The organism is Brevundimonas sp. (genome assembly GCF_016742135.1).
Classification (GTDB): domain Bacteria; phylum Pseudomonadota; class Alphaproteobacteria; order Caulobacterales; family Caulobacteraceae; genus Brevundimonas.
On sequence record NZ_JACVCG010000003.1, the window covers coordinates 191597 to 203111 of the forward strand.

Annotated in this window: 13 protein-coding genes; 6 read left to right on the top strand and 7 right to left on the bottom strand. The window is 68.9% G+C overall.

Features of this window, described 5'->3' with window-relative positions; translation table 11 throughout:
- Positions 1-76: 76 nt before the first annotated feature.
- Positions 77-1021, bottom strand: coding sequence for a zinc metalloprotease HtpX (gene htpX / locus IBJ06_RS07775; protein WP_292158926.1), 945 nt, complete (start codon positions 1019-1021; stop codon positions 77-79).
- A 105-nt stretch (positions 1022-1126) separates the two neighbouring features.
- Between htpX and IBJ06_RS07780 the strand changes: the two genes are divergently transcribed.
- The gene (locus tag IBJ06_RS07780) at positions 1127-1363 is read left to right on the top strand and encodes a DUF1674 domain-containing protein (RefSeq protein WP_292158928.1); all 237 of its coding nucleotides are present in this window, start codon (positions 1127-1129) and stop codon (positions 1361-1363) included.
- Between the two features lie 125 nt (positions 1364-1488).
- Complete coding sequence (locus IBJ06_RS07785) at positions 1489-2097, top strand: hypothetical protein (RefSeq protein ID WP_292158929.1); 609 nt, start codon at positions 1489-1491, stop codon at positions 2095-2097.
- Here IBJ06_RS07785 and pyrF read toward each other — a convergent pair.
- Complete coding sequence (pyrF, locus tag IBJ06_RS07790) at positions 2094-2819, bottom strand: orotidine-5'-phosphate decarboxylase (protein ID WP_292158931.1); 726 nt, start codon at positions 2817-2819, stop codon at positions 2094-2096. The two genes, IBJ06_RS07785 and pyrF, sit on opposite strands and share 4 nt — an antisense overlap.
- Before the next feature lie 94 nt (positions 2820-2913).
- Between pyrF and IBJ06_RS07795 the strand changes: the two genes are divergently transcribed.
- The gene (locus tag IBJ06_RS07795) at positions 2914-3612 is read left to right on the top strand and encodes a MarC family protein (protein ID WP_292158934.1); all 699 of its coding nucleotides are present in this window, start codon (positions 2914-2916) and stop codon (positions 3610-3612) included.
- Here the strand turns inward: IBJ06_RS07795 and IBJ06_RS07800 are convergent.
- Entirely contained in the window at positions 3609-4409 is an 801-nt protein-coding gene (locus IBJ06_RS07800) for an SDR family oxidoreductase (RefSeq protein ID WP_292158936.1), read from the bottom strand. The two genes, IBJ06_RS07795 and IBJ06_RS07800, sit on opposite strands and share 4 nt — an antisense overlap.
- Complete coding sequence (locus tag IBJ06_RS07805; RefSeq protein WP_292158938.1) at positions 4406-4870, bottom strand: Rrf2 family transcriptional regulator; 465 nt, start codon at positions 4868-4870, stop codon at positions 4406-4408. The genes IBJ06_RS07800 and IBJ06_RS07805 overlap by 4 nt, the downstream gene beginning before the upstream one ends.
- A gap of 162 nt (positions 4871-5032) precedes the next feature.
- Here IBJ06_RS07805 and IBJ06_RS07810 point away from each other — a divergent pair, with 162 nt between their 5' ends.
- Both IBJ06_RS07810 and IBJ06_RS07815 read left to right on the top strand, forming a co-directional pair.
- Positions 5033-7027, top strand: coding sequence for a potassium transporter Kup (locus tag IBJ06_RS07810; RefSeq protein WP_292158940.1), 1995 nt, complete (start codon positions 5033-5035; stop codon positions 7025-7027).
- Position 7028: 1 nt separating this feature from the next.
- The gene (locus IBJ06_RS07815; protein ID WP_292158942.1) at positions 7029-8312 is read left to right on the top strand and encodes an RsmB/NOP family class I SAM-dependent RNA methyltransferase; all 1284 of its coding nucleotides are present in this window, start codon (positions 7029-7031) and stop codon (positions 8310-8312) included.
- Here IBJ06_RS07815 and IBJ06_RS07820 read toward each other — a convergent pair.
- The gene (locus IBJ06_RS07820) at positions 8309-9313 is read right to left on the bottom strand and encodes an adenosine kinase (protein WP_292158945.1); all 1005 of its coding nucleotides are present in this window, start codon (positions 9311-9313) and stop codon (positions 8309-8311) included. The genes IBJ06_RS07815 and IBJ06_RS07820 overlap by 4 nt on opposite strands.
- Positions 9314-9403: 90 nt before the next feature.
- Between IBJ06_RS07820 and IBJ06_RS07825 the strand changes: the two genes are divergently transcribed.
- Positions 9404-10279 (top strand): transporter, encoded by an 876-nt coding sequence (locus IBJ06_RS07825; protein WP_292158947.1) that lies wholly within the window; start codon positions 9404-9406, stop codon positions 10277-10279.
- A gap of 21 nt (positions 10280-10300) precedes the next feature.
- Here IBJ06_RS07825 and IBJ06_RS07830 read toward each other — a convergent pair whose 3' ends face one another.
- Positions 10301-10780, bottom strand: coding sequence for a hypothetical protein (locus IBJ06_RS07830; protein WP_292158949.1), 480 nt, complete (start codon positions 10778-10780; stop codon positions 10301-10303).
- Positions 10781-10807: 27 nt separating this feature from the next.
- The gene (gene nth, locus IBJ06_RS07835) at positions 10808-11434 is read right to left on the bottom strand and encodes an endonuclease III (protein WP_292159410.1); all 627 of its coding nucleotides are present in this window, start codon (positions 11432-11434) and stop codon (positions 10808-10810) included.
- Positions 11435-11515: the final 81 nt, after the last annotated feature.

The window sequence follows — 11515 nt, forward strand, 5'->3', positions numbered from 1 at the left end:
GGAGGCGCACGGAACGATGGCCGCGCTTAAAGAACCTGACGCCCGGAAGCGCAAGCCCCGCCTTGTGGTTGCGGGCCTAGCCCCAGGGGCCGCGGGGCGTGGTGGGGGTGGTCGGCACAGTCGTGGCGCGCGCCTCATTGATCACCGGGCGGGGGCGAGGCGGGGCGGCGCCCGTGGAAACAGCCAGCGCCATCAGGGCCTTGACCCGGTTGCCCGTGGCCGGGTGGGTCGAGAACAGATTGTCGGCCCCCTTGCCCGCCAGCGGGTTGATGATGAACAGCTGGCCCGAGGCCGGATTACGCTCGGCCACCGGATTGTGGATGCGCCGGGCATAGGCCTCGATCTTCCCGAGGGCCGAGGCGAGGGCATGCGGATCGCCCGCGATCTCGGCGCCGATGCGGTCGGCCTGATACTCACGCGTGCGGCTGATGGCCATCTGCACCAGACCGGCCGCCAGCGGGGCCAGCAGCATCAGGGCCAGGGTGCCGATCAACCCGCCGGTGCGCTCGCGGTCACCGCCGAAGAACAGGGCGAAATTGGCCAGCGCCGAAATGGCCCCCGCCACCGTCGCCGTGACCGTCATCACCAGGGTGTCGCGGTTCTTCACATGGGCCAGTTCGTGGGCCATCACGCCGCGCACCTCATCGCGCGTCAGCAGGTCCAGCAGGCCCGAGGTGGCGCAGACGGCGGCGTTCTCGGGATTGCGGCCGGTGGCAAAGGCATTGGGCTGGTCGTTCGGGATGATGGCCACGACGGGGCGGGGCAGGCCGGCCCCCTCGGCCATCTGGAGCACATCGGCGACATAGGCGCGCACCACGGCATTGGGGTGGGTCTCATCGACCGGCTGGGCCCGGTACATCCGCATGACGATCTTGTCGGCGTTCCAGTAGCTGACGAGGTTGAGGGTCGCCGCCAGCACGAGGGCGATGACCATGCCCATGGCACCGCCGATCAGATAGCCGATGCCGACGAACAGGGCCGTCAGGGCGGCCAGCAGGATGAAGGTCTTGGCGTGGTTCATAACCGGACGGAACTCTGACTGTGGTCGGGTGGCGGACGGGCTGGCCGTCGCGTCACCGGCCTCCTATGTGTCCTCAGCCCTTTTCCGCCTCAAGAGGACCCGCCTGTGACCGAAGCGCCCACCCCCCCGGCCGAAGCCCCGGTTCACAACACCGACCTGCCGGGTGCGACACCGAACCGCCCCCTGACGGCCATCGAACGGCGCGCTCTGGAGGAGGCGGCGGCCCGCCAGGCGGCCACGCGGGCGGCGGAGACGTCTGGCGAGGAGGTCGGCGGGCCGCGCGGCCCGGAGCCGACCCGCTATGGCGACTGGGAGCGCAAGGGACTGGCCGTCGACTTCTAGAGCATGATCTAGGTCGGGCTCCGGGCGAATCCGTCGCCTGTCGGGGGAAAAGCGAACGATCCGGCGCGCATGGCGTTAACCTTTTCATCCCAGCCCGCCGCTCCGGCGATTTCGAGGAAAAGGCGATGTCGACCTCCCGCCCCGTTCGCGCCCCGACGCCTGGCACCCTGACCCTGGGCATCGGCCTCGCGGCCTTGATGCTTGCGGCCGCCGCGCCCGCCGCCGCCCAGTATCGCGGGTCCTATCATCCGCCGGCACCGGCCTATGCGCCCCATGGAAGCTATGGGCAGGCCTGGGGCCGGGCGGACAGCCGCGTGGTGGTCACCTATGGCCAGCCCTCTCCCTATGACTATGGCTACAGCTATGGTCGGGCGGGTGTCGGGGCCGCCGTCTATGAAGGCGAAACGCGGGTCTATGCCGCGACCGGGGCCGCCGCCACGGGTCGGGACGGATACGGCTATGCCGACTACGGCTACGGTGGCGGCTATTATCAGCCGCCCCGCCCGCATGACGGCTTTTCCTACCGCTATCGCCAGCGGCATGACGGTTACGACCGGGGTTATGACCGGGGCGGGCGTTACGGCTACAGTCCCTATCAGGGCTATCGCGACGAATACGGCTATCAGGACGACCGGCCGCGCACCGTTCGATCCCGTCGCTCCGACCGGTATGAATATCGCGAGGTCCGCCGCCGGGGCTGCGACTGCGCCGACGTCTATATGTACGACCGCTAGGCGGCTTCGAGCATTTCGGCCGCGATCCGGGCGGCAGCCATTGCGGGGCTGTCCGCGGCAACGACCGGTCGGGCCACGACCAGGTGGGTTGCTCCGGCCCTGAGCGCCTCTGACGGTGTGGCCACCCGCTGCTGATCGCCCTTGTCGGCCCCCGCAGGCCGCACGCCCGGGGTGACGATCAGGAAGTCCGGACGCCCCGCTGCCTGCGCCAGGTCTCGCACGCGGGCGGCTTCCAGCGGGCTTGCGACCACGCCGTCCATGCCCAGATCCAGGGCCTGACGCACCCGCCGCTCGACAAGATCCGGGGCCGACTGGCCATAGCCGATCTCGACGAGGTCCGCGTCGGACAGGCTGGTCATCACGGTCACGCCCAGAAGTTTCGTCCCGGTCCCCGCCGCATCGCGCCCCCGGATGGCGGCGGCCATCACCTGGGGCTCGGCATGGACGGTCAGCAGGTCACAGCCGCCCTCCGCCACGGCGCGCGCCGCGCCCTCCACCTGGGCGCCGATGTCGTGCAGCTTCCAGTCCTGAAAGACCGACTTGCCGCGCGCCCGAAGCTTGTGCGCAAAGGCCACCCCGCCCGGCCGGGCCAGCAGGGTCAGCCCGACCTTATAGGCCAGAACCCCGTCCCCGATCCGGTCCACCAGCGCTTCGGCCGCCTCGACCGACGGCAGGTCCAGCCCGACGATCAGGCGCGGGTCGGCAAGAACGGGAGAGGTCATCGACGGGCTCCAAACAAGCGGCTATGGGGAGAACAGCGGTGCGCCGGGGCGCGCCTCACCTCACCGGACGGATTTCTACAGGGGACTTTCAGCCATGGGCGCGGTCGATCTTGGCGTCAACCTGTTCGTGGCCCTGTTCGCCCTGGTCGATCCGATCGGCAATATCCCGATCTTCGCGGCCGCCACGGCGGGCGCGACGCTCAGCCAGCGGATGTCGGTCTCGGCGTTGATCTGCCTGTTCATCGTCGCCTTTCTGGTCTTCTTCTTTTTCACCGGTCTGGCGCTGCTGGAGTTCTTCGGCATTTCGCTGGCGGCCTTCCGCATCGCCGGCGGTATCCTGCTGCTGCTGCTGGGTCTCGACATGGCCCGCGAGGACTTCCTCAAGCTGTTCGCCGATGCCGACGCCCAGTCGGATCTGGCCGATGTGCGCGGCTATGCCCGTCGCCGCTTCCAGCGGCTGATCGTGCCCTTCGCCATGCCGCTGCTGATCGGCCCGGGCGCCATTTCGACCATCATCATCCAGGCGGGCGAGGCGACCAAGATCGGCCCGTCCGGTCAGGTCGCAGGCGTGGCCGCCATCGTGGCCGCCGGTCTGGCCACCTTCATCTGTTTCGCCATGACGGGGCCGATCAGCCGCCTGCTGGGCGAGGTCGGCATGGCCATTGTCGTGCGGGTGCTGGGCCTGATCCTGTGCGCGCTCGCCATCCAGTTCATCCTGGCGGGCCTGTCCGAGGCCATACCCGGCATGTTCAGCTCGATCGCCACGACGCCCTACCCCTCAGGCGGGCACTAAATTCGCTTCAGCCGTTTCGCGTGGCCGCCGACCATGGCGAGCGCCATGCGGTCGGGCAGGTGTTTGGCCAGACCGGCCATGACGTTATTCATGACGCCCGGCGTCACCTGCGGGCGATTGGCCTCGCAGGCGCGCCAGCCGACGCGGGCCACATGGTCGGCGGTCTGCCACATCCATGCGGGATAGGCGGCCGAGACCTCCTCGCGCGTGCCGTTCACATCGTGGAATTCGGTCAGGGTATAGCCGGGGCAGAGGGCGGTGACGTGCACCCCCGTGCCGTGCATCTCCAGCCACAGACCCTGGGACGCCTTGATCATGAAGCTCTTGATCGGCCCATACAGGGTGTCGCCGCCGGTCGCGGGCATGCGTCCGGCCAGCGAGGCGACATTCAGCACCCGGCCAAAGCCGCGCTCGACCATGCCGGGCACCAGCGCGCGGCTGAGCTGGACCGGCACGGTCAGCATGACGCGGATCATGGCCGCCTGATCGGCCGGCGGGGTGTTCATAAACCCTTCGGTGCGGCTGAAGCCGGCATTGTTGACCAAGCCGTCGACCGTCAGGCCTTGCGCTTCGATATCAGCCACCAGCTGTGCGGCTGCGCCGTCCACTCCCAGATCGGCGAGGATCACCCGGGCGTCACAGCCATGCGCGGGCCTGAGCTCTGCGGCCAGAGCATCCAGCGGGGCCTTGCGACGGGCGGTCAGGATCAGGTCCCAGCCCTCGGCGGCATAGACGGCGGCCAGCGCCCGGCCGATCCCGGCCGATGCGCCCGTGACCAACGCCCGCCTGCGGATCATCTGGCGGCCGCGACCGGCAGGGCGAAACCCGCCAGCGACGGCGGATTTTCCGCCAGCAGGTCGGCGATGGTGATGCGCGACAGGGCCTCGCCCGCCGCCCGGTCGGCGGCAACCAGCGCCCGGGCCACCTGTCGCGGGATATGTTCGCCGACAGGGCACCCCTTGGCCCCCGCCGGTGGCGAGCCCAGATGGGCACAGCCGTGCACGGCCATCAGCACTTCATCCAGACGAATGCTCTCGGGCTGCCGCAGCAGCCAGGCCCCGCCATTGGCCCCCGAGCGGGTCTCGATCAGGCCGGCGCGCGCCAGAAGACCGGTCACGCGGCGGATGACCACCGGATTGGTCGGCACGGACGCCGCCAGAATGGCGCTGGGCACCGCCTGCGCAGGCCCATAGGCCCCCTTGTGGGCCAGATAGGCCAGGGCGTGGGCCGCGACGGGGAATCTTTGGCTGTCGGACATGATATGGGTTTCCGTATGCGGATTTAGGCCTTTGTCGGAGGAATCACAAACCGCAGGCCCGCAGGCCGCGCCGGGGCCACGATTGAACCGTCCGTAGAAAGGGTCTAAAGCCCCGCGGCTTCATGGAAGGGGCCGTCCTCCCACGGCTCCCGGAGACCAGGCATGACCGGGGACACCCCCAGGCCCGACGCACCGCCACCGGGTGAGACGTCCGGCTCCGCCGCGCCCCGGCCCGCCCCGGATGCGACCGCGCCCCGCGATGGGCACGGCGACGGTCATGGTGGGCACGGACTGGCGGCCAGGGGCAAGCTGGGTCTGGTGATCGGGGCCATCGGCGTGGTGTTCGGCGATATCGGCACCAGCCCCCTCTATGCCATGCGTGAAGCCCTCAGCCACAGTCGCTCGGGGGGCGAGGCCGAACTGGCGGTGCTGGGCACGGTGTCGCTGGTCTTCTGGGCCCTGATCCTGGTCGTGACCGTCAAATACGTGGTCTTCCTGATGCGGGCCGACAACAAGGGCGAGGGCGGCACCCTGGCCCTCATGGCGCTGGCCCAGCACGCGATCGGCAAGCGTTCGGCCGTCGTCTTCTTCCTCGGTATCTGCGGTGCGGCCATGTTCTATGGCGACGGGGTGTTGACCCCCGCAGTTTCCGTGCTGTCCGCCGTCGAAGGGTTGGGCCAGGCCCCCCGCGTCGGCGACAGCCTGATGCCCTTCGTCGTGCCCATCGCGGCCGGCATTCTGGTCAGTCTGTTCATGGTGCAGTCGCGCGGCACGGCCAGCATGGCCCGCGCCTTTGGTCCCATCACCACGGTCTGGTTTCTGATTCTGGCCAGTCTCGGCGTGTTTCACATCTTCGACGATGTTTCGATCCTGAGAGCCCTGTCGCCCCACTACGGGGTGATGTTCCTGATCGACAACGGCGTGCTGGGCTTCATTCTGCTGGGCAGCGTCTTCCTCGCCGTCACCGGTGCCGAGGCGCTCTACACCGACATGGGTCACTTTGGAAAAGCGCCGATTCGCGCCGGCTGGCTGTGGTTCGTTCTGCCCTGTCTGATGCTCAACTATCTGGGCCAGGGGGCGCTGGTTCTCAGCGACCGCTCGGCGGCCGCCAATCCCTTCTGGGAGATGATCCCCGCGCCGATCTACTGGCCGGTGCTGATCATGGCGACGCTGGCCACAATCATCGCCAGCCAGGCGGTCATCACCGGGGCCTTTTCCCTGACGCAGCAGGCAGTGCAGCTGGGCCTGTTGCCGCGCATCAGCATCCTGCAGACGAGCGAGACCCAGGCCGGCCAGATCTACATCCCCGCGATCAACGGCATCATGCTGGTCGGGGTTCTGTTGCTGCTGGTCATGTTCCCGACATCGTCCCAGCTGGCCGGCGCCTATGGGGTCTCGGTCACAGGGGCGATGCTGGTCGACAGCCTGCTGGCCTGGTTCATCGTCCGACGGCTGTGGAAGTGGAGCCTGCCGCTCAGCATCACCGCCATCACCCCCTTCCTGATCATCGACCTCGCCTTCTTCGGCTCCAATCTGATGAAGGTCCCGGACGGGGCCTGGGCACCGCTGCTGTTGGGAGGCGGCATTGTCCTGATCATGTGGACCTGGGTGCGCGGCACACAGATCCTGACGGCCAAGACGCGGCGCGACAGCCTGCCCCTGTCCGACCTGATCGAGATGCTGTCCGCCCGACCGCCGCACCGCACGCCCGGAACGGCCATCTTCCTGACCTCGGACCCCGGCGTCGCCCCGGTCGCCCTGATGCACAACCTCAAGCACAACAAGGTGCTGCACGAGAAGAACATCATCCTGACGGTCAAAACCGTCGACCGGCCCCGGGTGCGCGATGACAACCGCATCGCCATCGAGCCCATCAATGAGGACTTCAAGCGGGTGGTGCTGTCCTATGGCTTCATGGAACAGCCCAATGTGCCCAAGGCGCTGGGCCTGTGCCGGAAACAGGGGCTGAAGTTCGACATCATGTCGACCAGCTTCTTCCTTGGTCGGCGGTCGGTCGTGCCCTCATCCACCCAGGGCATGCCCCTTTGGCAGGACCGGCTCTATATCTTCCTGATGCGCAACGCCGCCAATCCGACCGACTTCTTCCACATCCCGCCCGGCCGCGTGGTCGAGCTGGGCACCCAGGTGTCGGTCTAGGATGGCCGAGGACCCCGGAATTCAGGCCCGTCACGCCGCAGGCCTGCTGCTGAACGCCGCGTTGGAGCGACGGAACGGCCTTGACGAGGCCTTGTCGAAACCGCCGGTGTCGGCGCTGGAGCCGCAGGACCGGGCCTTTGCCCGGGCCGTGGCCATGGCCGCGCTCAGGCGGCTGGGCGAGATCGACGCCATCCTCGACCGACGGCTGAAGCGGTCACCGCCGCTGGCGGTCCGCACCCTGATGCGCACCGCCTTGGCCCAGACGCTGACGCTGGGCACGCCGGCCTTTGCCGCCGTCTCCAGCGCGGTCAAGCTGGCCGAGCGCGATCCGGCGACCCGGCCCTACAAGGCCCTGATCAATGCCGTGCTGCGCGGGATAGATCGCGACGGGCCGGGGCCGACCGATCCGGTCACCAATTTTCCGGACTGGCTGGCCGCCCGCTGGCGCCAGACGTACGGTGAGGCCGCGCTGCAGGCCATGGCGAAGGCCGCCAGCCTCGAGCCGACGACCGATCTCAGTCTCAAGCCCGAGGCGGACACCGGGGCTCTGGCCGAAGCGCTGGAGGCCCGCGTCCTCGCCCCCGACACCCTGCGCACCGATCGCCGGGGAGACCTGCGTGACTGGCCGGGGTTCGGGGACGGTCTGTGGTGGGTGCAGGACGCCGCCGCCGCCGTTCCCGCCCGCCTGCTGGAGGTGAGCGCCGACCATACGGTGCTGGACCTGTGCGCGGCCCCGGGCGGCAAGACGCTGCAACTGGCAGCGACGGGCGCAACCGTCACCGCGCTGGACCGCTCGGACAAGCGACTGGACCGCCTGCGGGACAATCTGGCGCGCACGGGGCTCACAGCCGAGGTGATCGCCACCCCGGCCGAGGCATGGGAGGATCCGCGCACCTTCGACCGGGTGCTGCTGGATGCGCCCTGTTCGGCAACCGGCACCTTCCGGCGCAATCCCGAGGCCCTGCGCGCCACCCGACCTGCCGACATCGGCAATCTGGCCGATGTGCAGCACCGGCTGCTGGATGCCGCCGCTGCCCGCGTCGCGCCCGGCGGGCGGCTGGTCTATTGCACCTGTTCGCTGGAACGCGAGGAAGGGGAGACCCAGATCACCGCCTTCCTGCGCCGCAATGAGGCGTTCCGCACCGTGGTGGCCGATCCGGCGGCCGTGGGTGCCCCGCTCGAGGCCCTGACGCTCGAGGGCTGGCTGCGCATCCTGCCCGGCCAGTGGGCGGATAAGGGCGGGCTGGACGGCTTCTTCGTCGCCGCCCTGGAGCGGGTGGACTAAAGCCGGATACCCGCCACCCCGGCGAGGTCCCTCAGCGAGGTCATGGGGCGCGGGCCCCAGTGCGAGATGACCTCGGCGGCGGCGATCGCACCCAGCCGGCCGCAGGTTTCCAGCGGCAGGCCGCGCGCCAGACCGAACAGCACCCCGGCGGCATATTGATCGCCCGCCCCGGTCGTATCGACGACCATGCCGACCGGCTCGGCGGCGATCTCGGCGCGCTCATCGCCGCGCACCAGCACCGAGCCCTTGGCCCCATGCGTCACGGCGACCACCTCGACCTTTTCGGCAAGCGCCGCGGTCGCCGCCTCAACGTCGTCGGTCTCGAACAGGGCCCGGGCCTCGGCCTCATTGGCGAAGACGATGTCGGTCGAGCCGTCGAGGAAGGCCAGCAGCTCGGCGCGCCAGCGGGCGACGACGAAGGTATCGGACAGGGTGATGGCGACCTTGCGGCCGGCCTTGTGCGCCGCCTCGGCCGCCGCCTCGAACGCGGCGCGGGCCGGGGCCGGGTCGAACAGATAGCCTTCCAGATAGACGATGGCGCTGTCGGCCACCCGGGCCAGATCGACGTCTTCGGGAGCCAGCTGGTTGGCGGCGCCGAGGAAGGTGCACATGGTGCGCTGGCCGTCGGGCGTGACATTGATCAGGCAGCGGCCCGTGCCCGCGCCGCCGGTCAGCGCCGGTGTGTCAAAGGTCACGCCCGCCGCGCGGATGTCGTGGGCGAAGACACTACCCAGCTGGTCGTCGGCGATCTTGCCGATATAGGCCGCGCGCCCGCCGAGGCTGCCGATGCCGGCCACCGTATTGCCCGCCGAACCGCCCGAGGCCTCGACCCCGGCCGCCATGGCCGCATAGAGCGTCGCGCTTTCGCTCTCGTCGACCAGTCGCATCGAGCCGGGCTCCAGCCCCTTGTCGCTCAGGAATTCGGGGGTGCAGGGGCTCAGCACATCGACGATGGCATTGCCGACAGCGCAGACATCATGGGCGGGGGCGGAGTGGGTCATGGGCGCCGCTTAGCCCGCCCGGTCGGCGATGGCCAGTGGGGGCGCAGGAACGCGGCTTCCCGGTGCGGCAATTTCCGCTATGAGGCGCCAATGACCGACATTGTGATCCTGACCCCCAATCCCGACGACCCGTCCTTTGCGGGGCAGTGGCCGCAGGTGCGCGACCGGCTGGTCAGCGCCCTTGCCGCAGGCGGTCTCACGGCCCGGTCCGAGGCCTGGACCGACCATGTCGACCGGGCGGAGGGTCTGGCGGGGGCGGATCTGGTTTTGCCACTGGTAGCTTGGGGCTATCACCGCGATCACGCCCGCTGGATGAAGGCCTGTACGACCTGGCAGGCGGCGGGCGTGCGCATGCTGAACCCGCCGTCCGTGCTGGGCTGGAACTCCGACAAATCCTATCTGGAGCGGCTGGGCGCGGCGGGCGTCCCCATCCCGGCGACGATCTGGAGTGAGCAAATCACGCCGGATCAGGTCGCGTCGGCCTTTGACGCCCTCGGCACAGACGAACTGGTGGTCAAACCGCGTGTCTCCGGCGGAGGCTGGCAGACCACGCGTCTGGCGCGCGGCGAGGCCCTGACCGAGGCGCCCGACTGCCCGGCCCTGATCCAGCCCTTCATCGCCGCGCTGGAGACCGAGGGCGAGCTGTCCCTGTTATTCTTCGGCGGTCGTTTCAGCCATGCGGTGCGAAAACGCCCCCGCGCCGGCGAGTTCCGCATCCAGCAGCAGTTCGGCGGCCTCTATGGGGCCGAGGCCGACCCCCACCCTGTGGCCCTCGCGCTGGCCGAACGCGTGCTGGCCACGGTCGGGGAAGAGCTGCTGTATGCCCGCATCGACCTGGCGCGCGGGGCTAAGGGCGAGTGGCTGCTGATGGAGGCCGAGCTGATCGAGCCGGACTTCTATCTCAATCATGCACCGGACGGCGGTCAGGCCTTCGTCACCGCCGTCGCCGAGCGCCTCAATCGTTGACGACCGGCGAAAACCTGAGGCTCAGGCCTGCGAGCGTTTGACGGCCATGGCTGTCAGCAGGATGGTGCTGGCGACAAGCCCGATAAGCGCCTGCACAAGAGCGGCCAGGTAGGGAATCGGCAGTAACTCTGCCCGCGCCTCGCCGGGCGGCCAGCCGGCTGAAATGCTCCCGTCCGGATAGGCCTCCGCAAACGCGAGTTCAGCGCGAATGATCAGGTACAGACACGCCAGAATCCCTGTGAGCGCGCAGGCGGCAGCGACGACCGGAAGATTCGGCTGAGGCCCCGACCGGGTCAGCAGATATCCGCCCAGAACGAAGAACACAGCCACCGCCAGCCTGGGAAGTAGCTCATCCAAATAGACTGTGGCCATGATGGCAGGGAGGGTCTCGCTGACGTCGCTGCCTTGGCTCATGGCGCTCCAGACGACGCCGATCGTCGCCACAAGGACGATGGCCATACCGCCGGCGGACAGGGTCAATGGGGACGGATAGCGACGCAAGGGAGCCTCCCGTGATCGTTCACGACCCTAAACCCTCCTGCCGAGCAGCTCCAAGTCGGAGACCGATGGGCAGAGGTCGCGGATCACGCAGACCTCGCATTTCGGCTTTCGCGCCACGCAGGTGTAGCGGCCGTGCAGGATCAGCCAGTGGTGGGCTTTCGGCAGCCATCCCGCAGGCACGATCTGGTGCAGCTGGGCCTCGACCTTGTCGGGGGTCGCGGCATTGGCCAGCGCCAGTCGGTGGGACACGCGGAACACATGGGTGTCGACGGCGATGGCGGGTTCGATCTCCAGCTCGTTCAGCACCACGCTGGCGGTCTTGCGGCCGACGCCCGGCAGGGCCTGCAGGCCCTCGCGCGTCAGGGGCACCTTGCCCCCGTGCTGCTCCAGCACCATGCGGCTGAGGGCGATGACGTTCTTCGCCTTGTTCCGGTAGAGGCCGATCGAGGCGATGTAGGAGATCAGGCCTTCTTCCCCCAGCGCCAGCATCTTCTCCGGGGTGTCAGCGACGGCAAACAGCCGGTCGGTAGCCTTGTTGACCGAGACGTCCGTCGCCTGGGCCGACAGGGCGACGGCGACCACCAGTGTATAGGGGCTGGTGAAATTCAGCTCGGTCTTCGGCTCGGGCATGACCGCCGCCAGCAGGGCGAAAATGGCCTCGACGCGTGCGGGATCGGGCGGCCAGCCGCGCGCGCCCCGGGCCCTGCCGGTTACTGCCTTAACTTTGGTCTTCAC

Coding starts and splice junctions, on each gene's coding strand:
- htpX (WP_292158926.1), bottom strand. CDS start 1,021: ATGAACCACGCCAAGACCTTCATCCTGCTGGCCGCCCTGACGGCCCTG.
- IBJ06_RS07785 (WP_292158929.1), top strand. CDS start 1,489: ATGTCGACCTCCCGCCCCGTTCGCGCCCCGACGCCTGGCACCCTGACC.
- pyrF (WP_292158931.1), bottom strand. CDS start 2,819: ATGACCTCTCCCGTTCTTGCCGACCCGCGCCTGATCGTCGGGCTGGAC.
- IBJ06_RS07795 (WP_292158934.1), top strand. CDS start 2,914: ATGGGCGCGGTCGATCTTGGCGTCAACCTGTTCGTGGCCCTGTTCGCC.
- IBJ06_RS07800 (WP_292158936.1), bottom strand. CDS start 4,409: ATGATCCGCAGGCGGGCGTTGGTCACGGGCGCATCGGCCGGGATCGGC.
- IBJ06_RS07805 (WP_292158938.1), bottom strand. CDS start 4,870: ATGTCCGACAGCCAAAGATTCCCCGTCGCGGCCCACGCCCTGGCCTAT.
- IBJ06_RS07810 (WP_292158940.1), top strand. CDS start 5,033: ATGACCGGGGACACCCCCAGGCCCGACGCACCGCCACCGGGTGAGACG.
- IBJ06_RS07815 (WP_292158942.1), top strand. CDS start 7,029: ATGGCCGAGGACCCCGGAATTCAGGCCCGTCACGCCGCAGGCCTGCTG.
- IBJ06_RS07820 (WP_292158945.1), bottom strand. CDS start 9,313: ATGACCCACTCCGCCCCCGCCCATGATGTCTGCGCTGTCGGCAATGCC.
- IBJ06_RS07825 (WP_292158947.1), top strand. CDS start 9,404: ATGACCGACATTGTGATCCTGACCCCCAATCCCGACGACCCGTCCTTT.